Genomic DNA, 22769 nt, shown 5'->3' with positions numbered 1-22769 from the left:
GCTATGCCGAACCTCGCGCCTTCGTTCGTACCTTTAAAAAATGAACAGGAAAAACACCTACTGGCTACAGAAGATCCGATCATTAGGTTTGGGTTAGTGAACAAATTCTGGAGTCTGCGTTATTCTTGTTTAGAATAATTACTAATAATACTGTACATTTGTGCTGTTACAATACCACATCAATGATAATGAAAAACAGGACGTCCTCAAAAAATGGTTCAAAGAATATCTTTCACCAGTTACATCTTTACTTCGGACTACTCTTCGGCATCATATTCCTAATTATCTGCATCACGGGCATGTTACTAACTTTTGAAAAAGAACTAACCCCCTTAATCTGGAAAAAAGAACAGCAGGTAGAAGTACAGTCAGCTCGTTTGACGCTCGATGTAATTTCGATAAAGGCAAAAGCAATTTTTCCTGATAAAAGACTTTTTCGTATTGAAGTTCCTTCGGATCCGTCGAGGAGTCTCCGAATCCAATATGGTTCTAAAAAAGAAAAATATTGGTATGCCTATCTAAACCCATACACTGGCGAAGTCTTATCTAAAGGCCAACAAAATACACGTTTTTTTCAAAAGGTGCTGGATATTCACCGTTTTCTTTTAATGGACAAAATTGGCGCAACGATTACCGGTATTTCTGCCATCGTCGCATTACTTCTTTCAATCAGTGGCCTTTATCTCTGGTGGCCTAAAAATAAACATATACTAAAGCAGCGTCTTAAGATCAAGATGTCGGCTTCTACCAAAAGAAAAGTATGGGATTTTCACGCAGTCGGGGGATTTTATGCAGCTTTTTTTCTGTTTATTTTTACTTTAACGGGATTAACCTGGAGCTTTAACTGGTACAACGAACAGTTTTTCAAACTATTCGGGACCAGTAAGGCTGAAAAAGAAAAAGTTAAAAATATAGAAACACGAATCCCGACTGAATTTTCCCCACTCCATGTCATTTATAAACACATAAATACCCTTTACCCACAACCTGGAAATATACTAATAACATTTCCTGAAAACGACAACCTCGCTATCTCAGTGACTAAAGAATCGTTTGCAGGCTCTCTCCTACGAATCAACCAAGCCTATTTCGACAGTAAATCTGGCTTAATGATCAAAAACAATCCGATGAACTCGCTTCCGATGGCCGAACAAATGCGAAAGATGATCAAACCCATTCACATTGGATCGGTGTTTGGTCTTCCCTCGAAAATTATTATGTTCCTTGCCGTCACCCTGGCGGCCTCTCTTCCTATTACGGGAGTATGGATATGGCTCAACAAACGCAATAAAAAGAAATCCTCGACCGTAAAGATAAAAAAGAAGTCTTTACAGATCCCCAGTATGTAAATTAGACCTTATGCGCATATTTATATTTTTTTTCTTGGTCCTGATGAGCTGGACTAAATCCCAGGCCAGTGCTTTTTGGCTGGAACTATCAAAACCTACAGATAATAGCAATACAGTCAAAGTACAGGTCATATATGGATATATTGACGACCTAAGCATCCGGCACAGAACTAACGGGAAGGAATACGAAGCTATCAAAGACTTTGAATTCAAAATACGTTCAAATACAGGTTTAGAGTTGACAATGCCATTAACAAAAAAGGAGGATTGCTGGGAGGGGACTTTTTCTGCTGACGCCAATACCTATTACCAGATCATTGGCATAAATCAACATTTGCCCGTAATCGTTAGGAATGAAAAAGACAGTATCAAGAATATTCGTTCTATCGAATACTTATATGCCGAATATGGCCGTAGTTTTCTAAAGCAGGAATTACCCCCATTAACAGATCGCCCTTATATCGCGTTAATTCAATCGCGATCTTACTTTCAGGTTTTACCATACATCTATGGCGAACCCGTCACCAATGGATCTACTGTCCGTATTTTCAATCCGGAAAATTGGGAAAAAAATATACTGTTAGATCCGACCGGGAAGACTATCTTCCAACCAACACAAAAGGGTTTATACATCGTACGCTTAGATTGGTACGAAGATAAGTCCGGTAGTGATCGAGGTATTCCCTTTAATAGAATAAGACATCGTTGCAATTACTGCCTTACGATCTATAAGTAAAAAAGGAAAGCTGGGCTTTCCTTTTTTTTAGGTCTAAAACTTGAGTGTAAAGTTACCTAGAAACCGAGCAGGGTTCTGTGGCGTAAGCCTTACGGACCAGGCTTTTTCGCTCGTCAAATTATCCATTTTTATGCCTATCCTAAATTTCGGCTGATCGTAATAAATACTCGCATCAAACATCTTATAGGAAGGAATAATGATCTTTGCTGTCTGTGTATTGGTCTGATATGATGAACTACCTATATTTCCTCCAAACCCTGCGCCCAAACCTTGATATTTACCCGATGGTACTCGGTAACTTAACCAAAAATTCAACATATTCTTTGGTCCAGAAAGCGCTGGCCGCAAACCATTGACCGACGGGTCTGCGTTGCTATATTTGCTTTCGTTATAGGCATATCCAGCGACAATATTCATTCCGTCGAAAGGATTGGCTGTTAATTCAGCCTCTAGGCCTTTGCTCAACTGTGTTCCATCCTGAATGGAGTAATTACTATCTTCAGGGTTAGTCCGTAGAACATTGTCAACTTGAATATCATAGTAACTTACCGTCCCTACCAACCGATGATTAAACAGGTCTCCTTTTACACCAAATTCCAGCTGATTGGCATATTCCGGTTTGAAAGGGTTGCTATTGATATCTACACCACTAATATTGTTAAAGCCATTCATGTAATTTCCAAATAAAGAAAGCTTATCTTTTAACGCTTCGTATACCAAACCAAATTTTGGAGATAATGCTGTCTGGCCAAAAGGGCCTTTCTGAATTCCACCTGCTCCTATTCCACCTGTAGTTTCGCCCGTTACTATATTGTATACACCGTGGTATTGAAATCGATCCACCCGAAGACTCGCCATCACCACCAATTGATCTGTCACATTAAACACATCAGAAATATAGGCTGCATAGGTATCATCACTATTCTTTTCTTTGCGGTAAGCAGATTTGGCAGTAAGAGAATCCACAATAAATTTATTAATACGATAGTCCGTAGGTGCATTAATAAAATTGACAGTACGTGTATTGGTATGGTAACGATCAAAATAATTCGAATTATTATAATAGTCGAGTCCGATGACCATACGATTCCGGAATTTACCGATATGAAAATCACCTACAAAATTTTGCTGCAGATCCGTTGCGATAAAAGAAGTAGTACCCACCATGACTTGAGCATTCAGCGTAGAATCAGATTTTCCATTGAGAGCTGAAATATACCCGTTGATCGTAGAATTTGCTCTGGAAACGATAGTCTGCGAAATCCAATCTTCAGAAATCTTATAATTCATCTGCGCGAAAATATTAAACATCTGGGTCTGATAAGCGAGGTCATTGCTTAGGAAGGTCTTGTTATAGGGAAATTTCATGTCGGCGATAGACTGCACCTTATTACTTCCGGTATAGGGATTGAACCGCACGACGGATGTACCTTTCGCCTGTCCATATTCCAGATCCAACAATAGAGAGAGCTTGTCGGTAATCTGATATGAAAAACTAGGTGCCAAGGCCAGGCTATTGGTAAAACCTAAATCCTGAAAGCTCTTTTCGATCGTCCCCGCCGCATTGATACGAAACAACGCTGTACGGTCCGCATTAATCGGTGTGTTTACATCTACGGCCACACGATTGTAATTCCAACTTCCACCAGTATAACCAACTTCTGCTCCAAAATCGTTATAAGGTTTTTTGGTAACACGGTTGTAGACACCGCCATAACTACTGGCAACACTTTTACCAAAAAGGGTTGCCGAAGGTCCTTTAATGGCTTCAATACGCTCTAAGTTGACTGGATCAATAACCGAAAAAGCAGCCCCTGCAACACCATTACGCGCATTAGGCTCTGTTTCAAATCCGCGTGAACGAAAAGTAACCCGACCTTGATTGGCAATCATAGGGATCCCCGCGCCGGGTACGTTTTTGGAGATACTTCCCAAATCTACAGCAATTTGTTCCTGAAAAAGTTCCTTTGGAACTGCGTTATAAACTTGCGGGTTTTCCAGATTTTTTAAAGGCAATCGTGCCACGTAAACACTCTCTTTCTGAACAAATCGATTGTTTTTACGTTTTACAACCACTTCCTGTAGCGCCTGTACATTCTCCTCGGTCAATTGATAATCGACGATAACATTTTTATTTTGCAAAGTAATATAAACTGGAATCTTAATTTCCTTTATTCCAAGCAACTGAATACGAATTGTATAGTGTCCCGTATCGAGGTCTTTGAAGGTATATTTACCGTCTTGGTCTGTCAGGGTGTTTTTATTTATCTCCAATAGGGAAATTGCCTTCGAAGCCATTGGTTCACTGTCTACCATCGTCAAACGTCCACTAACGCTTCCTTTTGGTGTTTGGGCAAACGATGTTTGCGAAAAATAAACAAGCCCAATAATAATGATTGTACGTAGAATAGATAACATGTTAAAATAGATAGATTTCGATTCGTTGACTAGCGATTATAAATCAAGTTGTACGCCCAAATTGGCCATAGTTCCACTGCCCTTTATATAGTAGCGTCCTTCATTGGTGGCACCGCGTACTTCGGCATGAATTGGATAATAATTGGCATTGAAAAGATTGTTGATCGAGAATAAGAAGGTAAGTTTTTGATATTTATATCTGGTTTGAAAGTCCAAAAGAGTATATCCGGAAATAGGATATTTTCCATAATTATATTCGGCAGCAGGAAATACATCGCGTCCACCGAGATGCAGATATTGCAGATATATATTCCACTGATCAGTCAATTTAAAATCGGTATTCAGATTTATTTTAAACGGTGAGATGATCGAATTATCCAATTTATCCTTATAAGTTCCATCATTTTTCAAATCTTGGCGTCCATCCATATAGCCCAATACAGTACCTATGGATAACCATTGTGTGGGTCTTAGGTTACCGACAAACTCTAGTCCATAGATTCGCTGAGGTACTTGAATCAACTCATAGTTGCCCGGAACAGAAGTCTCAGCAAAAGTATTGCCTTTCTTAGAAGTGCTGTAATAACCAGTCAGCTGATAATCCCACATGGCCATCCTGCCATTCAGCCCAATTTCAAAGTTATTAACCACGACTGGCTTGGGATCTATCTGACTTAAAGGGACGCCGTTCCGGAGGATAAGTCCTACGTCACCGATAGAATACCCCTGAGAAAATGAAGCAAAAGGCTGTAGATAATTGTATTTATTATACCTAGTCGCCATATTAAATACAAATGCATCTGAGTTATTGCGTTCACCCAGAGTTAGCTTCCCCCCTTTGTTGAGATCTCCCACCTTAAACCGTATATTTTCATAACGAACCCCTGCTTTCAAAATCCAGTTCGTAGCGATATTAAATTTACTCTGCAAGTAGAAGGCTATATTGTTCATATTCATATCTGGGGTAACCAGATCATCCTTCATCGTTTTTTGTACCGTGTGATCTTTCAGTAGATCTACCCCATAGATCAGTGATAGCGGAGTAGATGTTCCCAACTGAAAAGGGGTGTTAAAATTAAGCCGCGCACCTTGATGATCGGAATAAGTTTGATTATATGTCTCAAAAACCGTATTCATATCTTCGTAATAGAGGCTTAAATTTGCAGCAGTCTTTCCATATCGACCCTCATATTTTAAATGAAATGCCTTATTATAGGGAGTACCACCATTGATTACCGTATCCGATGGAATACCTATCGCTGAAGAATGGCCAAAATCACCAGTAGTACCCACATATTTGCTATCTTGCAAACTGCGGTAAAAATTACCCATAAATTCCAGGTGATGTTCGGGAGCGATCTGATAACCTATTTTAGCCATAGCATTGTATGAACGCGTTTCGCCCAATCCATAAAACGGACTCACGACTGCTCCATCCGAACTACGTATCACTCCTGTATGACCAACTTTACCTTGTACAACATAATCCCATTTTTCAATCTGACCTGAAAATACTTGTGAAATGTTGTAGCCATAAGTTTCATTCGGTTTTACCAGACTCAAGCTATTATTAAAATACGTGGAGGAGCTTATCATCTTTCCTTTTTGCGGCTTTTTGGTGATATAGTTAATAACGCCACCCGCAGCACCATTGCCATACATTGCTGTCGCCCCATTAACAACTTCGATATGGTCAATCGCACTCGCATCTATCGTCCGTAGATCACGTCCCCCATTTCGTAATGGGGTAGATTGAGGGATACCGTCGATAAGCACCAAAAAATTTCGTCCACGAATCTTCGCAATAAAATTATTCTGACTCTCTTCTCTGGGTGAGATACTAGGGACCTTTTGCATGAGGATATTGGGCAGATTGTCATTAATCTGTCGCTGTTGATCCAGCGCCTTTCCTCCAATGTAAGTGACTGACGATGGTACTTCGTTGATATACTCCGCCAACCGGCTTGCTGTCACGACAACTTCATCCAAATTGTGCTGTTTTGTTTGCAGTGTGATCAATCCTAATTGATGTTGTTTTTGCACAATTTCAATATCTTGGGACACACTTTCGAATCCGACACAACTCCATGTCAAATGATATTTACCATAATTAATCCCTGTTAATTCAAAATAACCGTCTTTATCAGATTTAGCGCTATTCAAACCGCGCAACTTGATACGAACATTTGCCAAAGGATGTCCATTTATGTCGACAACACGACCTGTAATTGAACATTGTTGCTGTCCTAAAGAGCGTAACGTACGAGCGGGATTCCAAATAGATAAACTATTGGCATTGACTGTTGGAGATAATGAAAAAGAACAGCATAATAATATGGCAGATATCTTAGCCATTTGGTATTGAGGATTTGCCATTTGCGTATAAAAACCTAGTAGATGATATTTATTATGTATTTAAATCAAAGATAATAATGGGGTCAAAGATATTATTATTTTGAATAAATCTAAATACAAGCACGTAAAAATATGAAAACTAAATTTCAGTCAAATGATAAATCTCTAGGATATATAAATATGCTTATTAAAAACAGTAATCAGAATCATCGTTCATAAACAAATCTTCGAATATAATTTTCCACATCAGTGATATCAAAAGGCTTAGCTAAAAAACCATCAGCTCCACATTCTAGCGATATCCTTCGTCCATCGGCGTTCCCAGAAATCATAACAACAGGCAGCATATGATGTTTATCTGAAGCCCGTAATTCGCGAAGTATTTGATCACCGTCTTGGTTAGGCATATGGATATCCATAAAAAGTATATCGGCTTTTATACGATCCAATACCTCAGCTAGAGCCGACGCGTTAACAACCGTCGTTACGACTGTTTGATCGTCTTCTAAGATCATAGAAAATGCATTTAAGATCTCTATGTCATTGTCACAAACCACAATTTGTCTTTTCATCGTTATATTTTTTAAACTGTACAATGACTGTAGATCATTTAACAAGCCACTATCCTATTGACATTTGTTTTGTCAAACGATTTTTTAAAATAGAACAGTTCTGACTATATATTAGTTCGCCCATAAAAATTTGGTATAAATTTCAGAAATACGAGCTAAACACAAACAACAAATCCCTTTTATTTATTTGCTGTAGGATTATTAGAAATAATTTTAGTAAATTATATAGAAGAAGGTTTAGTAAAAAACGTGTACATTGACATCTATATAGTAATGGGCATAAAAAAAACAGCTAAATTTTCACAAACAACAATACAATTTGCTTACTCAATAATTGAGAAACGGAGGAACATTTATGAATACTAAAATTATTGGGTCGGGCAGCTATCTTCCAGACAGTGTAATAAACAACTCACATTTTGAACATCGTGTTTTTTTGGATGAAACTGGCGAGCCAATCAAATATCCTGAGTCTATTATAGGAAAGTTTAAAGATATTACCGGAATTTCCGAACGACGTTATGCAAGTGAAAATCAAGTAGCCTCTGATCTTGCTTTTATTGCAGCAGAGCGAGCAGTCGCGAATGCTGGAGTGGATCAGGAGACACTCGATTATATCATTGTAGCGCATAACTATGGTGATGTACAATATGGAACAACGCAATCGGATACCGTACCTAGTTTAGCAACTCGAGTCAAGAAAAAATTGGAAATAAAAAATCCGGGCTGTATTGCATACGACCTTCTTTTTGGTTGCCCCGGCTGGAATGAGGGGATGATACAAGCAAATGCATTTATCAAATCGGGAATGGCTAAGCGTTGCTTGATTATTGGTACCGAAACACTCTCCCGTGTCGTAGATCCCTATGACCGTGATTCGATGATCTATGCAGATGGGGCAGGTGCAGTTATTGTAGAAGGAACAACTGAGGAAGCAGGCTTGCTTTCTTATGAAAGTGCAACTTATGCATTCGATGAATCGGACTACCTTTATTTCGGAGGTTCCTTTGACAGCAAACACGAACAAGGTACACGCTACATAAAAATGAAAGGGCGAAAAATATATGAATTCGCACTCAACAAAGTTCCTTTAGCGATGCAAGCCTGTGTGGAAAAAGCTAATTTAGATATTACTGCCATTAAAAAAATATTAATTCATCAGGCTAATGAGAAAATGGATGAGGCTATTATTTCACGATTCTATGGTTTATACCATATGCAGCCACCAAAAGACATCATGCCCATGTCTATTCATAAATTTGGCAATAGCAGTGTGGCTACAATTCCGACACTCTACGATTTAATTAGGCAGGGAAAAATTGCTGGTCACTCTTTCCAAAAAAATGACATTATCTTGTTTGCATCGGTAGGTGCCGGAATGAATATCAATGCTTTTACTTATAAGTTTTAGTGTCTAATGATACTTGAAATTTTTAACCCGCTCCTGAGGAGAATTTAAACACCTAGTCCTAATAAAGAAAAGTTTAATTAATGGAGTGAGTATAAAGAAATTTATATTAAAAAAGCGAGCAAAAGCATGGTCTAATCCTCCATCCTTTATACTCGCTCCAAATTAATAATCTACCATTATTTTAAGACAAACAATGCGCTACACGGCTTATTTCTTTTTCTTTCGGAAGACATTATCTGTTAAATCTTTTGAGATCGAATCCTTCTCTTTTTGATAAGACGACTGCGTTTTCTCTTTAGTACTTTTTTCCTTTTTTTGATCTTTACTCATGACCTATGAAATTAATATGGTGAGGAATACCCAATAACTATGAATACATTAGTTCCGGGGATTAAATTTGTGTGCGGTTGGTTCTAACAGAAAATTTCGCGATGGTGTAATAGGGAAATTTTAAGATAAAACGAGAAACTTTTATCATATCTGGTTTACCGAATGGGTTATGTAAGTAGTAAACCTTATTCTTAAAGATACGAATAATAATTGGTATTAAACCATTTACCAAAAAACAATTATATCAACCGAGATGAATATAATTTACACAGTCCTCCTTTAACCGTCTTTCGCTTACGCATTCACTTGTTAGTTAAAAAAAACAGACACATCAGTCAGATAATTTTTTATTATCAATACTTTGAGGCGTAAAGCTTGGATATTGCAAACTCAAATAAGTCAGAAGGTAAGCAATTAAATTACTTGTCTTAAGACAAGTGATTTACCCCGAATATCTTTTAGTTTTATAATACAAATCTGCTTTTCTATGCACGTTTTTTTTTCAGTTTTCACATTAGTATGTATCATTTTATTTGGGTTAGCATCTCCTAATAAAATGATCATCATTCCTATGATGATTTGGACATTTGCACTCTCAGCAGTCTCATCACTTAATATTTTCCTAGCATTTCCACCTTCATTTGCGCTTATCCTTGTGAGTGTTATCCTGCTCAGTGTAAGCTACTATAGATTATCAAAAAATGTAAGGTTGAACGCTTATTACCTGCTGGGTATTCATATCATAAGAATCCCAATTGAATTTATCATTTTCCAACTTTTTAACCGTAAAATGCTTCCTATCGAAATGACCTTTCTTGGCTGGAACTATGATCTATTTTTTGGTGTCACTGCCATTTTATTTTTAGTATTCAGTAGCATAAATCCCAGAATACTGACATCTGTACTGTTCAAGGCTTGGAATATTTTGGGGATCTGTTCGTTATTGCAAGTCGTCATTATTGGTATATTATCATCGCCATTACCTCTACAGGCAATGGCATTTGAACAGCCCAATATTGCTGTATTACAATTTCCATACGCCTTACTTCCAACCATCGTAGTACCCATTGTTATATTATCTCACTTTCATCTGTTGGGGAAAGCTATCACCACAGAAAAAAAGTAGGATACAGCAAGGACAGCGCAAAAAATACTTAAACCCACATATTATTACATTTTTTGCAAATTAAATACGGTACCGGCAGGGTCAGTTATCCAGTGCATATTTTCTGGAAGTTTCTCGATTTCGTCACAGGTTTCCACCCCATTTGACAACAAATAATCGGTCGCCTCGGGGACATTAGGAACAGTAAGCTGCAACCAGGTTTCGGAATGGGTGTAATTATCCACGCAATCTAGCCAAATGATATTGTGTCCAAATTTCACTTCATGTGTCCTCGAAACAGTGGGGTTATCGATTGGCTTCTCCTCAACGTGCAATTTCAGGATATCCCTGTAAAAAGTAACTGTCTTTTCGTATTTATTTTTGGGAATTTTTATAGCGATATTAATTCCCGCTTCAAATTTTATGCTCATATTTTTGTTTTTAAATTACAAACAAAATAGTAAAATTAATTAGTCAAAACGCTTGTCCTATGACAAGATTTAGCCCGGATAAGAAATCAAAATTTCTAGTTTTAATAGCTTACCACAAACCGTTTCTCATCGAAAGGGACAAATCCATATCAGGATTAACATAAAAAATAGTATTTTAGATAAAAAAACCTCAGCTTATTCATTAATAAGGTAAACTTTTATATGATTCCACAGCTATACACTTACCTAAAAATTATTGTTGTATTCCTTCTTTTTGATGTTTTGATATATTTAAGGTTACGCAAACTGGCTGTATGGAAATCACAACCATTATTTGCAAATATAATCTGGTGGCTATTGAGTATTTTCTCTTATGCCTGTATATTCTTGAATTTATTTTTTGAATGGAGCAATTTTATCGCTGCTTGTTTCATGTTCTTTCCTATTTCCATATTATTGGGAAAAGCGATCCTCCTTTTATTTATTGCCGTTGATGTACTATTAGCGTTCATCAAAAATATTCTTAGGCGGCCGGCAGAGAGCACAGCAGTAGCCGATTCAAATGGCAATGGCGCGCGTATGGGAAGATCTGATTTTATTATTAAAAGTGGGCTTTTGGTAAGCAGTATTCCATTGCTGGGATTGACCCGTGGATTTATGACCAATCTTTATAATTATCAAGTCAAGCATGTCAATCTGATTTTACCAAACCTTCCTAAATCTTTTGAGAATATTACTATCGCTCAGATTTCAGATATACACGCAGGTAGCCTCTACAATTTAGATGCAATAAAAAAGGGCGTAGCACTGCTGCTTGCACAGAAACCGGATATAATTTTTTTTACCGGAGATTTAGTAAATGATTTTGCCGATGAAATGGATGATTACCTCCCCATTTTTAATAAGCTAACGGCCCCGCTCGGTATTTTTTCAATTTTGGGAAATCACGACTATGGAGACTATCATTTTAATAGATTTCATTTTAACAATGAACGTAAATTGACGAAGGAACAAAATTTAGTCGATGTAAAAGACATCCATCGTAAACTTGGTTGGCAGCTCCTTCTCAACGAATCAAAGGAGCTCAATTTAAACAACGAAAAAATCACTCTCATCGGTGTAGAGAATTGGGGCGTAAACAACCCGCACAACTATGGCAATCTTGATCTAGCCATGTCCAAAGTGGACCCCTCCTCGGCGGTCAATCTACTACTTTCACATGACCCTTCACATTGGAGAGCCGAGATATTACCAAAATTCCCCATGATTGATGTTACGTTTAGCGGACATACGCATGGTGGACAATTTGGTTTTCGCCATCCTGACTATCAATGGAGTCCAATCCAATATGCATATCGCGAATGGGCCGGCTTATACCGCGAGAAACATCAATCACTTTATGTCAATGTTGGTTTCGGCTACCTGGATTACCCAAGCAGATTGGGGATACTGCCTGAGATCACGATATTCCATTTAAAAAAAGAAGGTGTAATCACATAAATATTGAATTATGGACTACACCTGATATAAATTTGATAGTTACACCAATAAAAAACATTCGCTAGACTAAACGACTTACTTAAAATCTCGAAATTCAGTCCTGCCTCCCCTACATCGGATAGTAGTGTATCAATCTAGGGGCGTAGGTGATATGCTTTGGGCTGAACGAATGCCCTGATTCCCTGTGCGGATAACGTGGATCCTAATCCCGAATTTTTCCGCCCGGACCAAGGGACACAAGGACTTACCCTATCACAGCAATTCCAATACACCGTTCCCGTATCCATTTTTTCCAATATCGCCATGGCTCTATCCTGATCAGCAGAAAATACGGCCGCAGTAAGACCGTATGCGGTATCCTGCATCAAACGGATCGCCTCATCATCTGAAGTTACTTTCTGTATACCGATCAAGGGTCCGAAAGTCTCTTCCCTCATCAATTCCATTTCATGGTTACAGTGTTCAAAAACTGTAGGTGCATAATAATATCCAGCTTTTTCCAGTGCATGACCACCTAGGCGCAAGGTCGCCCCTTTAGCGAGCGCATCTTTTACTTGCGCATCAAGCACGGTAAGTTGGGCGGCTCTGGTGAGCGGCCCGATAAATACATTCTGTATCATCGGATCCCCAATAGTATACGAGGCCACTTCTTCAACAAAGGCTTCTACAAACTCATCATAAATCTTGTCCGAGACATAGATGCGCTCAACAGCACAGCAGCTCTGCCCGTTGTTGTAAAAAGCACCTTCCGCTGCGAGAATAGCAGCTTTCTTAATATCAGTGATATCATCCGCAACATATAATGGATCCTTTCCCCCCAGCTCCAATTGAACCGGAACCAGTTTATGTGCCACTGTGGTGGCAATATGGACACCAGTCTTATACGAACCTGTAAAAAAATAACCAGCTAAAGGTAGCTCCAATAACCGTTGTCCAATTTGACCATCTCCGACAATACATTTGAATACATCTTCGGGAACCCCCGCTTGATATAGGTATTTTTCAAATTGTATACCTGTACCGGTAGCGAACTCTGATGGTTTGTAAAGCACAGCATTTCCAGTCGCCAATGCGTACAGGAATACATTAAATCCAACATTATACGGAAAATTCCAGGCCGATATATTGGCGATCACCCCCAATGGTTCATACACGATCTTTTCGTGCGTTGCTCCCGCTGTCGTAATAAGCTCTTCCGAAAGCCATCGGCTGGCGTTTGCCTTAAGATGGTCAATACGGTTTTGTGCACCCGCAATTTCGTTTAGCGATTGCGTTATTGGCTTTCCCGTTTCCTTTGTCAGGACTTCAGCAAGTTCCTGTTTATTGGCCAAAATTAACCGCCCAAACTCGATTATACAGTCTAAACGTTGTTGTAGCGGTACTTTTGACCAGGCGCGTTGCCCTTTTTCTAAAAGTTTCACCGTTGTCTCCAATCCAGCAGCCGTGATGGCAGGGATCACAGCCTCCACCTCCCCTGTAGCAGGGTTTCTAATTTCTATGTTGTTTTGCATGTTCAAGAAAAACATTAAAAATCAATTCTTCATCCAAAAGCTCCCCGGCTTGTGTATCCGAAAATTCAGGATGCCATTGTACTCCCATAACTTTACCGGCAGCAACTTTGGTATATCCAAATGCTTCTATAAAACCATCCTCTGAACGGGCATATACTTCCAAATCCTGTCCCAGTTGTTTGATCGCCTGATGGTGTACCGTGTTTACTTTAGGGTTAGAAACATGTCTATACAAATCTTCAAACAAGGTTCCAGGCACAAAATTAATAGGGTGATTAATCGTATCGTATAATTCCGCCGATCGGTGCAGTCCCGCACCGGGTATCTGTGAAGGAATATCCTGATAGAGTGTACCACCAAAATAAACGTTCATCAATTGAAAACCCCGACAAATACCCAATATTGGCTTCTCCTGCTTAATCGCATAATCCAGTATTTTTAATTCATACTGATCCCGATAAGCATCTCCTTTCCATCGACCTATTGGAACTTCACCATAATGCCCCGGAGCGATATCACTTCCGCCCTGGAGGATGATACCATCCATCTGATCAATGATTTCCGTCAACAACCCATCATCCAAATCGGGGAGCAGTACCGGAAGCACCCCCTTTTTCCCGATCCAGCATGCCATATCATTTTCCATGTAGCTCAACGACTTAGGACCAAAAACAGCACGATCCTTATCGGGATAAAAAAAGCATGCGCTTATACCTATTTTGATCATACTATTTTTACTAAAATGCTGTTTCATAAATAGCTAGAAAGTCTTCTATTGTAACCGGCTTAGGATTTGAGGGATGACAGAAATCTGCGTATGCTAATTCCGACAATGGTGCAAGATGTTGCTTTTGCACACCTATGGAGGATAAACGCGTCGGTAAATTCAAACGTGTATTGAGTTCAAATAAATAGTCTACGACTTTATCCCCAGCATTATTACCGATACCAAGCGCAACTGCAATCTTATCAAAACGATCTTCGAATCCTGCATAGTTAAATTGCATGCCATAGGGTAGATTAATAGCATTGGCAAGTCCATGATGTGTATCCAACAAGGACGAAAGCGGATGTGCCAGGCTATGTACTATACCCAGTCCCTTTTGAAAAGCCACAGCTCCCATGAGTGAAGCTAAAAGCATCTTGGAACGCGACTGTAAATCAGATTCCTTGGTTGCTTTTTCAATAGACCCGGCTACCATAGCCATCCCTTCTAGCGCGATACCGTCACACATTGGATGATATCCTTTTGCCAGATAAGCTTCCATATTGTGGGTGAGTGCGTCCATCCCCGTTGCTGCCGTAACAAATGCCGGGAGGTCCATGGTAAGGAGTGGATCCGCAAAGACTATTTTCGCCATCAATCGCGGACTGAACAGAATACGCTTTTTCTTGGATTCGTCTTCGGAAATAATGGCACTTCGGCCTACTTCACTTCCGGTACCGGCTGTAGTGGGTACCGTGATCAGATGAGGGATCTCATTAGTCACATAGATATCTCCCCCGATAAGATCATCATAATCAAAAAGATCACGGTGGTGATGCGCGCGCAGTGCTATCGCCCGGGCAACATCAAGTGCTGCCCCGCCGCCTACCCCGATAATGGAATCCCTATTGTTGTGCCGATAAACATCACCGCCCTGCAGTACATCAGATTTAACGGGATTTTTGTGCAGATCGTGATACACGATCACATCAATTCCTCTGCTCATCAATTTACGCTGGATCTCCTTAAAAAAAGGAAGCTCAGCAATAGTTGGATCCGTTACCAATAAAGGTCGGATAAGACCATTATTCAACAGGTAATCCGGTAGTTCATTGATTGCTCCGGCACCAAACCGAATAGGTGTAGGAAAATTAAAACCATAAATTTTATCTGTATCCATCTTGCAGTTAAATAATTTCAAAATATCTTTTTGTTTCCCAATCTGTTACCTGTTCTGAAAACTGCCGCCATTCCCACAATCTGGATTTGCAAAAGTGATCAACAAACCTTTCTCCAAACAATTCTGACGCAATTTTAGACTGTGCCATCCGACTGGTAGCTTCATAAAGATTCCTTGGCAGAACACCATGTTGTAAATCCTTATAACCATTGCCAACGGTATGTGGATTATCCAATGATAGCTTGTGTTTGATCCCATAGAGCCCACTAGCTAAACAGGCCGCTATGGCCAGATATGGATTAACGTCAGAGCCGACTACGCGGTGTTCAATACGCGTCGCCTTAGGCCCACCATCAATGACACGGAGTGCCGTCGTCCTGTTATCTATCCCCCAGGTTAAAGTCGTCGGAGCCCAGGCTCCTTCAGTAAGTCTTTTATAACTGTTTACGGTAGGAGCAAATAAGGGTAGAATATCGCGTAAACAATGTAGTTGCCCAGCGAGAAACTGCTTCATCAGTTCGCTCATACCTCGTTGGTCATCGGCATCATAAAAAAGATTTTTCTCCTGTTTGAGATCCCAGAGGCTTTGATGTACGTGTCCGCTACAGCCGGGCAATTCTTTAGTCTGTTTGGCCATGAAACTGGCGACGATACCATGTTTTTTACCGATCTCTTTTACGGCTGACTTAAAGAGTGTGGCCCTGTCGGCAGCTTCAAGTGCATGACTACATTGAATTGCAGCTTCCAGTACACCTGGCCCTGTTTCTGTATGCAAACCTTCCAAAGGCACGCCAAACCGTTCAAGCATCGACAACAGGTCCTGAAAAAAGCCGTAATTGTCCGATATCCGCAATATGGAGTATCCAAACATACCGGAGGTGATCGGTGTCATATCTTCAAAACTATTCTGCGAAGATCCATTAGTTGCTTTTACAAAATTAAACCACTCAAATTCCTGTGAAAAAATAGGTTTGTATCCCAAAGCCTCCGACTGTGCAATGATGTTTTTAAGAAGTGCCCTTGGACAGACATTTTTGTCTGTAGCTTCTGACGTTTCAAAATCGGCAAGAAAGAAAGGAATATCTTCTTGCCAGGGTATTTTACGGAAGGTGTTTCCATCTATACGTGCAGGAAAATCGCCATAACCAGTATGCCATCCTGTAATTTCTACATTGTCATAAACCTGATCATTGACATCCCATCCAAATACCACGGAACAAAAACCAAATTCACTGTCCAATGAAGAGATAAACTTGTCCCGATGCATAAATTTGCCACGCAATACACCGTCGATATCCGCTACTGCGACTTTGACATGTGTACTCGTACTTGTCTTTAATTTGGAAATAATTTCTTTTTTGTCTATCATAATTTGACGGTTTTATCCTTGTCAAGGAAGATTAGGAAATAAAGATATGATAAGATGACAAGCCCAAAGAATAATAAGGCTGTCAATGGGTTATAAAATATCATAGCAACCAGACAGATCACGGCAATGATCAGTGCGAGCATCGGAAATAAGGGATATAAAGGAACTTTAAAGGGACGTTCCAATGTGGGTTCTTTTTTACGTAAGGCGAAAAAAGACCACATGGATATGATATATAGACTGATTGCTCCAAAACAGGCAATGGTAATAATTCCTGCTGTCTTACCCGTCAGTAGTGCAACAATACCAACCGCCATATTAATCAATAATGCATTAGCCGGCGTTTTAAAGCGGGAATGAACTTTTCCCAAGATGGATGGTGCATATCCTACCCGTCCAAACTCAAAGGTAGCACGCCCCCCAGCCAAGATAATTCCATGGAAGGATGCAATAAGTCCAAGCAGACCCACGCCGATAAGCAGTTTGTAAAGGATGTGGGTACTATTAATAACGTTGGCAATAGCAAGGGGTAAGGGTGAATCTGAAGCCTCAGTGCTGCCCGGAGGATAGACAACAGCTTCCCAGCCTGCGACACCGACCGCCGATAAAAACGTAATGATACACAATACGACCAAAGTGACAATAGCTGATCCAAAACCGATCAGTACATTTTTTTGCGGATTGATGGTTTCCTCGGCAACATTAGCAACACCTTCAATGGCAAGAAAAAACCAGATGGCAAATGGAATGGATGCAAAAATACCGGAATAACCATTCGGAAGCGCATTTTGCTGTAGGTTGGAAAACTCAAATGCAGGCAACGTCACACCAGCAAATATCAGCAACTCGATAACCGCCAGAACAGTAACAACCAATTCAAAAGAGGCGGCAAGTTTCACCCCTAGGATATTCATTGTCGTAAAAATAAGATAGGCTCCGATAGCAAAAGTAAGGTAACCAACATCGGGATGGAGCAAATGCAGATAAGCCCCTATCGCCGCCGCAATGGCCGGCGGTGCAAAAACAAATTCTATATTCTGGGCAATCCCGGCAACAAATCCCAAGTGTTTTCCAAGTCCTCTATTAGCATACTCAAAAGCTCCTCCAGCTTTTGGTATGGCACATGACATTTCTGTATAACTGAATGTAAAGGTTAGGTACATAATAATAACAAAGATCGTAGCGATAGCTAACCCCAATGTCCCACCTTCTGCCAGTCCCAGATTCCAACCAAAATACATTCCTGAAATAACATACCCTACCCCCAATCCCCATAACATCACGGGGCCAAGGACTTTCTTTAATTGGGGATCACTCATAATTCTTTTTATTAGGTTGGTAACAGATATTAAGTAAGATGAATTTACTACTTTATTTTAATTTGCAGTATTTTTAGACTATAATAATATTTATTTTAGTAAAAAAATATTGAAATATTATTATTTTTGGATGAAATATCCTAACGATAGGTGTATACCTATTCGTTTTTAGATTTAAATTACTACAGCAATGAAACTAGATGAAAAAGATCTGATGATCTTGGACCTTTTGCAACAGGATGCCAACATGAGTAACAAGGAAATTTCCGATCGTGTCAACTTATCCATGACTCCTGTATACGAACGGATTAAGAAATTGACGACAACAACCGTGCTCAAACAAAAGGTATATCTACTGGATCGACGGAAACTGGATTTGAATCTGATGGTGCTTGTAGCAATCAGTATGGAAAAACATTCAAACGAAAGCGCTTTGCTATTTATGGAAGAAATACAGAAATTTCCGGAAGTGGTCGAATGCTTCCATGTGACCGGTGCTTTTGATTACCAGCTCAAGGTGATGGTCAAGGATGTCGACCACTATCATGAATTTAACTTCAATAAACTGGCGACGATTAAAGGAATCCGCCATATGGAAAGCTATTTTGTGATGAAAGAAATTGTTAATACAACACGGCTGCCACTTTTCCTTTAGTTGCCCAACCTTTCAAATTAAAATTTAGCTGTAAGCCCTTATCATGCATTAAATGGAAAGAGCCCGGTATAATACCGAGCTCTTTCCATTTAATTTTGTTCATCTGTCCAGCTTTTTAGGGATCACTTCACTTTTTGGACAGTCCCCATTTTTATGTTGTTTCACTACTTTTGCAGTGAAGCCATATCGATGACAAACCTGTATTTTACATCGCTGTCCAATACACGTTGGTAAGCCTCATTCACATAATCGATGTCAATCAACTCTGTTTCTGGGAGGATGTTATGTTCAGCACAAAAATCAAGCATGTCTTGTGTTTCCTGTATACCGCCGATACTTGAAGCCGTCAGAATTTTATTTCCGCCCATAATAGAACGACCATTGATTTCCATTGGTGCAGCTGGGATACCGACACAGATATAGACACCTTTGGTCTTTAGCAGCCCTAGGTAGAGATTGTAATCATGAGGTGCAGAAACCGTATCAATAATAAAGTCAAAATAAGCAGAAAATTCCTTCAGTTCCGAAGATTCATGCGTATTTAAAAACTTTTGGGCACCCAATAGTGTCGCATCCGCTTTCTTACGTGGCGAATGGCTAATCATCGTCACTTCCGCGCCCATTGCAACAGCGATCTTCACCGCCATGTGACCTAAACCACCTAAACCCAAAACACCAACTTTATGTCCTTTGCTAATATTCCATCGCTTCAGCGGTGAGTATGTGGTAATCCCTGCACAAAGTAAAGGGGCCACCTTTTTGATGTCAAGCGACTCAGGCACATGCAAAACAAAATTCGCATCAGCGACAATATTGTTGCTGTAGCCCCCATATGTACAGGAGTGATCGTGCATCACATCCGTACTGTTATACGTCCACACCGTTTTCTTCTTCGAGCAAAACTGTTGCTGATCCGATTTACAGTTATCGCACTCACCACAGGATGCCACCATACAACCTACACCAGCGAGATCACCTTTTTTAAACTTGGTCACCGCACTGCCTACGGCACTGATGCGGCCAACAATCTCATGTCCCGGAACAATCGGGTATTGTGTCCCCCCCCATTCGTCGTGGACCTGATGAATATCAGAATGACAGATACCACTATACAAGATATCGATTAACACATCATTCGAACCAAGTTCTCTTCTTTCAAATTCCCAATATTCCAGCGGAGAATTATTGTCTTTCGCCGCATAACCTTTCGATTTAATCATTCTTTTGTACTTTTATAAAACACCAATTGAATCCCACTGACCTATTCCAATAGATAAGATCCTTTCACTAAGTTGTGCGAAGTTAATGTGAGACCACCCCAAATAAAGAATCTTTCAAACATTATTGACATTGAACAAACAATGAAAACACAAAAATGTTCTTGGGTCAGCAGTATTGACAAATCAATTTAATTACTTTCAAATTTTAATCCACTTCAAAATCAACCTCTTAGCCTACGATTCCTTTCGTGACCTTTCAGTCCAACAAAAATTTATTTAGGTTAGATCGTTTGCCCATTAAGTATTACAGATTTAGTTGATTATTTCTCCGTTACCTGTGGTCAGTCGTTCACGAAATCTTTGAAGATCTTCAGGACTCGGCCTGTCCCATTCTTTTGCTTCACCAACAATTTTCAGCGCAGCCGTGGAGCGATACGAACGCGTCGGATTACCCGGAAATTTTTTATCTGTTAGATTTGGATCATTTTCAAAGGCTCCCATCGGTTCAATAATATAGACACGTTCGCAGCCTTCTCCTTTTGCCAAAGCAGCAGCGAGTCCGGCTCCGTTAACTAAACCTGTAAAATAAATATGATTCATGGTAAGTTCAGGCTGATAATTCGAGTTCCCCCCAGCAACCAATAGATCTCCTGCTTTTAAGTCGGCTTTGGTACCATGATAAAAAGGCCCGGAATCCGATGGTTTTTCGTTTAGGATTGTAACCAACTCGATATATTCCGCTGATTTTTCGCTATCTCCCAGATCTCCGTAACATTTTGCAAGCTTCAGATACAGGTTCGGTAGCGCACTTTTAACTGTATCGTCATTTAGTTTTAAGGCATGCCGCAGGGCCTCTTCGAGCCATATCAATCTATCTGAAACAGTTTTTTGATGCCGGGCTACATAATAAGCTGCAAGAAAGCATTCGTGATCGTTGGTGGCTCCGCTCCAGGCCTGCATAAATAGCTTAAGGGCTTCTTCAGGCTGTTTTGCATCTTCCATGCTCATGCCCTGAAGACAAAGTTTAACAACATTGTTGAAAGGTGAAAATTCCATATATGCATTATTTTCGATTACATCGCTGAATTAGCTAGTACATCGAGACTTCAAAGCCACATGTACAGCGATCTTAGGGATTAAAGTTACACATTCCACCCTTATATTGTCGCGATTGCACCGCATTCGTATTTTTAAACTTCGCTAAATTTGGATTAATAATCAAACACTTGAAACAATGAGAAAGATCAGAATTTTCGAACACATCTCGCTTGATGGCGTCATCGAACACGATGGAGATTACACTTATGGCGCATGGACAACTGCCTATAGAAGTCCTGCAGGAGCGGAAATGCTCTTTCAGGCATATGGTTCAGACTTTGACCTTCTTTTGGGCCGTCATACCTATGATATCTTTAGCAGCTTCTGGCCCAATGCGGGTGATTTTCCAATGGCCAATGCTATAAATGCTGCCACGAAACACGTCGCAACCCACCGTCCCGACAGTTTAATCTGGGGACCTGTAAAAAATTTAGGTACCCACATTGACGTTGCTATTCATACACTTAAATCAACAGACGGTCCCGATCTGATCGTTGTGGGAAGTTCCACACTGACCTCCCTTTTACTTGAGCAAGGTCTCGTTGATGAAGTCGTACTCATTACTTACCCGGTTCTGCTGGGGCATGGCAAACGCCTACTGTCAGACAAGGTGAATGCGCAAAAACTTGTTTTTTTAGATTCAAAGACAACTCCTACAGGTATTCTCATCAATAGCTATAAATATATTGGATCACTAAAAAAACACTAGTTCGCTAGGAGAGATAAGGCACGCGCTTATTCAAACTTGTATCGGGCAGCGATTTTACGATTTGATTTTAAAGTTTCAAAAGGCTTACGTGTAGCAACCTGATCCTATCAACCATACAATCACAATGTTATTTACTTAAATATGTCCGGTTTCTTGTATATTTGATTAAAAACAAATCATTTCTATGAAAAGAGCCTTATTATTCATGGCTATTACCTGTAGCTCCACCTTTGCCTTTGCGCAAAAAATAACATACAAAGTCAATACACAAACGTCAAAGATCAAATGGGAGGCAAAGAAAGTCGTCGGTGGTCATGTCGGTACCATAGCCTTGAAGGAGGGAACAGTCCAAACTGATAAAGGTAAAATTACCGGAGGTGGATTTACCATTGATATGAATGCTATGGCTTGTACTGATGCTCCGAAACTAACCGGTCATCTTAAAAACGAAGATTTCTTTGATGTATCCAAATATCCCATAGCAAAATTTGTTATCGCTAAAGTGGATAACAGCAAGGCTATTCCAATAATCACAGGTAATCTTACGATCAAAAACAAAACAAAAGCCATATCTTTTCCAGCAAAGGTAACCAGCACTGCCGATGGGCTTTCGGCTGAAGCATTGGGTGTCAAGGTAAATCGCCTGGATTTTGATATTCAATATCGTTCAGCAAGCTTTTTCTCTGATCTCGGAAACCGGGCTATTGAAGACGAATTTACATTGGATATTCAGATCAAAGCCACAAAATAACTTTCAGAATAAAAGAGGTTCTAGCAACCTCTTTTAACTAGCTA

21 protein-coding genes are annotated in these 22769 nt (G+C 39.8%); 8 read left to right on the top strand and 13 right to left on the bottom strand.

Annotated elements, in window-relative coordinates; genetic code table 11:
• Positions 1-182: 182 nt before the first annotated feature.
• The gene (locus HMAT_RS01940; RefSeq protein ID WP_104381132.1) at positions 183-1349 is read left to right on the top strand and encodes a PepSY-associated TM helix domain-containing protein; all 1167 of its coding nucleotides are present in this window, start codon (positions 183-185) and stop codon (positions 1347-1349) included.
• 10 nt (positions 1350-1359) lie between these two features.
• Positions 1360-2085, top strand: a complete 726-nt coding sequence (locus tag HMAT_RS01935) for a hypothetical protein (RefSeq protein ID WP_104381131.1) — start codon at positions 1360-1362, stop codon at positions 2083-2085.
• A 33-nt stretch (positions 2086-2118) separates the two neighbouring features.
• Here the strand turns inward: HMAT_RS01935 and HMAT_RS01930 are convergent, their stop codons facing one another.
• The 3 genes from HMAT_RS01930 to HMAT_RS01920 all read right to left on the bottom strand — a co-directional run bounded on the left by HMAT_RS01930 (position 2119) and on the right by HMAT_RS01920 (position 7430).
• Positions 2119-4503, bottom strand: coding sequence for a TonB-dependent receptor domain-containing protein (locus tag HMAT_RS01930; RefSeq protein ID WP_104381130.1), 2385 nt, complete (start codon positions 4501-4503; stop codon positions 2119-2121).
• Positions 4504-4539: 36 nt separating this feature from the next.
• Entirely contained in the window at positions 4540-6858 is a 2319-nt protein-coding gene (locus HMAT_RS27530) for a TonB-dependent receptor (protein ID WP_158655557.1), read from the bottom strand.
• A gap of 206 nt (positions 6859-7064) precedes the next feature.
• Positions 7065-7430 (bottom strand): response regulator, encoded by a 366-nt coding sequence (locus HMAT_RS01920; protein WP_104381128.1) that lies wholly within the window; start codon positions 7428-7430, stop codon positions 7065-7067.
• 355 nt (positions 7431-7785) lie between these two features.
• Here HMAT_RS01920 and HMAT_RS01915 point away from each other — a divergent pair, with 355 nt between their 5' ends.
• Positions 7786-8841 carry a 3-oxoacyl-ACP synthase III family protein gene (locus tag HMAT_RS01915; protein ID WP_104381127.1) on the top strand — a complete coding sequence of 352 codons (1056 nt, stop codon included), beginning with the start codon at positions 7786-7788 and terminating at the stop codon, positions 8839-8841.
• 207 nt (positions 8842-9048) lie between these two features.
• Here HMAT_RS01915 and HMAT_RS27525 read toward each other — a convergent pair whose 3' ends face one another.
• The gene (locus HMAT_RS27525) at positions 9049-9171 is read right to left on the bottom strand and encodes a hypothetical protein (RefSeq protein ID WP_262508746.1); all 123 of its coding nucleotides are present in this window, start codon (positions 9169-9171) and stop codon (positions 9049-9051) included.
• Between the two features lie 571 nt (positions 9172-9742).
• On the opposite strand from HMAT_RS27525, the gene HMAT_RS01910 reads away from it, so the two are divergent.
• Positions 9743-10297 (top strand): hypothetical protein, encoded by a 555-nt coding sequence (locus HMAT_RS01910; RefSeq protein WP_158655556.1) that lies wholly within the window; start codon positions 9743-9745, stop codon positions 10295-10297.
• 44 nt (positions 10298-10341) lie between these two features.
• Here HMAT_RS01910 and HMAT_RS01905 read toward each other — a convergent pair whose 3' ends face one another.
• Positions 10342-10707 carry a VOC family protein gene (locus HMAT_RS01905; protein WP_104381125.1) on the bottom strand — a complete coding sequence of 122 codons (366 nt, stop codon included), beginning with the start codon at positions 10705-10707 and terminating at the stop codon, positions 10342-10344.
• A 222-nt stretch (positions 10708-10929) separates the two neighbouring features.
• Between HMAT_RS01905 and HMAT_RS01900 the strand changes: the two genes are divergently transcribed.
• Positions 10930-12207 carry a metallophosphoesterase gene (locus HMAT_RS01900; protein ID WP_104381124.1) on the top strand — a complete coding sequence of 426 codons (1278 nt, stop codon included), beginning with the start codon at positions 10930-10932 and terminating at the stop codon, positions 12205-12207.
• Between the two features lie 134 nt (positions 12208-12341).
• Here HMAT_RS01900 and HMAT_RS01895 read toward each other — a convergent pair whose 3' ends face one another.
• From HMAT_RS01895 to eat, 5 genes are read right to left on the bottom strand one after another with little or no spacing between them, the layout of a single operon-like run.
• Positions 12342-13718: an aldehyde dehydrogenase family protein gene (locus HMAT_RS01895; protein ID WP_104381123.1), complete on the bottom strand. Its 1377-nt coding sequence runs from the start codon at positions 13716-13718 to the stop codon at positions 12342-12344.
• Entirely contained in the window at positions 13696-14472 is a 777-nt protein-coding gene (locus tag HMAT_RS01890) for a gamma-glutamyl-gamma-aminobutyrate hydrolase family protein (protein ID WP_199768519.1), read from the bottom strand. Before HMAT_RS01890 ends, HMAT_RS01895 begins: the two co-directional genes overlap by 23 nt.
• A complete protein-coding gene (locus HMAT_RS01885) occupies positions 14456-15604 on the bottom strand; it encodes an iron-containing alcohol dehydrogenase (protein WP_104381122.1) in 1149 nt (382 codons plus the stop codon). The genes HMAT_RS01890 and HMAT_RS01885 overlap by 17 nt, the downstream gene beginning before the upstream one ends.
• A 7-nt stretch (positions 15605-15611) precedes the next feature.
• A complete protein-coding gene (locus HMAT_RS01880; RefSeq protein ID WP_199768518.1) occupies positions 15612-16973 on the bottom strand; it encodes a glutamine synthetase family protein in 1362 nt (453 codons plus the stop codon).
• On the bottom strand, positions 16970-18292 hold the full coding sequence (eat, locus tag HMAT_RS01875; RefSeq protein WP_104381121.1) for an ethanolamine permease: 1323 nt from the start codon (positions 18290-18292) through the stop codon (positions 16970-16972). The genes HMAT_RS01880 and eat overlap by 4 nt, the downstream gene beginning before the upstream one ends.
• A 190-nt stretch (positions 18293-18482) precedes the next feature.
• Between eat and HMAT_RS01870 the strand changes: the two genes are divergently transcribed.
• Complete coding sequence (locus tag HMAT_RS01870) at positions 18483-18947, top strand: Lrp/AsnC family transcriptional regulator (protein ID WP_104381120.1); 465 nt, start codon at positions 18483-18485, stop codon at positions 18945-18947.
• Here the strand turns inward: HMAT_RS01870 and HMAT_RS27520 are convergent.
• From HMAT_RS27520 to arr, 3 genes are all read right to left on the bottom strand, one after another.
• A complete protein-coding gene (locus HMAT_RS27520; RefSeq protein WP_262508745.1) occupies positions 18916-19050 on the bottom strand; it encodes a hypothetical protein in 135 nt (44 codons plus the stop codon). The two genes, HMAT_RS01870 and HMAT_RS27520, sit on opposite strands and share 32 nt — an antisense overlap.
• Positions 19051-19111: 61 nt before the next feature.
• A complete protein-coding gene (locus HMAT_RS01865; RefSeq protein ID WP_104381119.1) occupies positions 19112-20167 on the bottom strand; it encodes an NAD(P)-dependent alcohol dehydrogenase in 1056 nt (351 codons plus the stop codon).
• Between the two features lie 312 nt (positions 20168-20479).
• On the bottom strand, positions 20480-20899 hold the full coding sequence (gene arr / locus HMAT_RS27640) for an NAD(+)--rifampin ADP-ribosyltransferase (protein WP_371412032.1): 420 nt from the start codon (positions 20897-20899) through the stop codon (positions 20480-20482).
• 502 nt (positions 20900-21401) lie between these two features.
• Between arr and HMAT_RS01855 the strand changes: the two genes are divergently transcribed.
• Entirely contained in the window at positions 21402-21974 is a 573-nt protein-coding gene (locus tag HMAT_RS01855; protein ID WP_104381117.1) for a dihydrofolate reductase family protein, read from the top strand.
• 184 nt (positions 21975-22158) lie between these two features.
• Positions 22159-22725, top strand: a complete 567-nt coding sequence (locus HMAT_RS01850) for a YceI family protein (protein ID WP_104381116.1) — start codon at positions 22159-22161, stop codon at positions 22723-22725.
• The last annotated feature ends 44 nt before the right edge of the window (positions 22726-22769 follow it).

Source organism: Sphingobacterium sp. HMA12, from assembly GCF_002933815.1.
Taxonomy (GTDB): Bacteria; Bacteroidota; Bacteroidia; order Sphingobacteriales; family Sphingobacteriaceae; genus Sphingobacterium.
This window is presented reverse-complemented; position numbering and strand designations above follow the sequence as displayed.

What these genes read in the sequence shown, in the direction of transcription:
- HMAT_RS01940 (WP_104381132.1), top strand. Translation starts at nt 183, where the DNA reads ATGATAATGAAAAACAGGACGTCCTCAAAAAATGGTTCAAAGAATATC.
- HMAT_RS01935 (WP_104381131.1), top strand. Translation starts at nt 1,360, where the DNA reads ATGCGCATATTTATATTTTTTTTCTTGGTCCTGATGAGCTGGACTAAA.
- HMAT_RS01930 (WP_104381130.1), bottom strand. Translation starts at nt 4,503, where the DNA reads ATGTTATCTATTCTACGTACAATCATTATTATTGGGCTTGTTTATTTT.
- HMAT_RS27530 (WP_158655557.1), bottom strand. Translation starts at nt 6,858, where the DNA reads ATGGCTAAGATATCTGCCATATTATTATGCTGTTCTTTTTCATTATCT.
- HMAT_RS01920 (WP_104381128.1), bottom strand. Translation starts at nt 7,430, where the DNA reads ATGAAAAGACAAATTGTGGTTTGTGACAATGACATAGAGATCTTAAAT.
- HMAT_RS01915 (WP_104381127.1), top strand. Translation starts at nt 7,786, where the DNA reads ATGAATACTAAAATTATTGGGTCGGGCAGCTATCTTCCAGACAGTGTA.
- HMAT_RS27525 (WP_262508746.1), bottom strand. Translation starts at nt 9,171, where the DNA reads ATGAGTAAAGATCAAAAAAAGGAAAAAAGTACTAAAGAGAAAACGCAG.
- HMAT_RS01910 (WP_158655556.1), top strand. Translation starts at nt 9,743, where the DNA reads ATGATGATTTGGACATTTGCACTCTCAGCAGTCTCATCACTTAATATT.
- HMAT_RS01905 (WP_104381125.1), bottom strand. Translation starts at nt 10,707, where the DNA reads ATGAGCATAAAATTTGAAGCGGGAATTAATATCGCTATAAAAATTCCC.
- HMAT_RS01900 (WP_104381124.1), top strand. Translation starts at nt 10,930, where the DNA reads ATGATTCCACAGCTATACACTTACCTAAAAATTATTGTTGTATTCCTT.
- HMAT_RS01895 (WP_104381123.1), bottom strand. Translation starts at nt 13,718, where the DNA reads ATGCAAAACAACATAGAAATTAGAAACCCTGCTACAGGGGAGGTGGAG.
- HMAT_RS01890 (WP_199768519.1), bottom strand. Translation starts at nt 14,472, where the DNA reads ATGAAACAGCATTTTAGTAAAAATAGTATGATCAAAATAGGTATAAGC.
- HMAT_RS01885 (WP_104381122.1), bottom strand. Translation starts at nt 15,604, where the DNA reads ATGGATACAGATAAAATTTATGGTTTTAATTTTCCTACACCTATTCGG.
- HMAT_RS01880 (WP_199768518.1), bottom strand. Translation starts at nt 16,973, where the DNA reads ATGATAGACAAAAAAGAAATTATTTCCAAATTAAAGACAAGTACGAGT.
- eat (WP_104381121.1), bottom strand. Translation starts at nt 18,292, where the DNA reads ATGAGTGATCCCCAATTAAAGAAAGTCCTTGGCCCCGTGATGTTATGG.
- HMAT_RS01870 (WP_104381120.1), top strand. Translation starts at nt 18,483, where the DNA reads ATGAAACTAGATGAAAAAGATCTGATGATCTTGGACCTTTTGCAACAG.
- HMAT_RS27520 (WP_262508745.1), bottom strand. Translation starts at nt 19,050, where the DNA reads ATGAACAAAATTAAATGGAAAGAGCTCGGTATTATACCGGGCTCTTTC.
- HMAT_RS01865 (WP_104381119.1), bottom strand. Translation starts at nt 20,167, where the DNA reads ATGATTAAATCGAAAGGTTATGCGGCGAAAGACAATAATTCTCCGCTG.
- HMAT_RS01855 (WP_104381117.1), top strand. Translation starts at nt 21,402, where the DNA reads ATGAGAAAGATCAGAATTTTCGAACACATCTCGCTTGATGGCGTCATC.
- HMAT_RS01850 (WP_104381116.1), top strand. Translation starts at nt 22,159, where the DNA reads ATGAAAAGAGCCTTATTATTCATGGCTATTACCTGTAGCTCCACCTTT.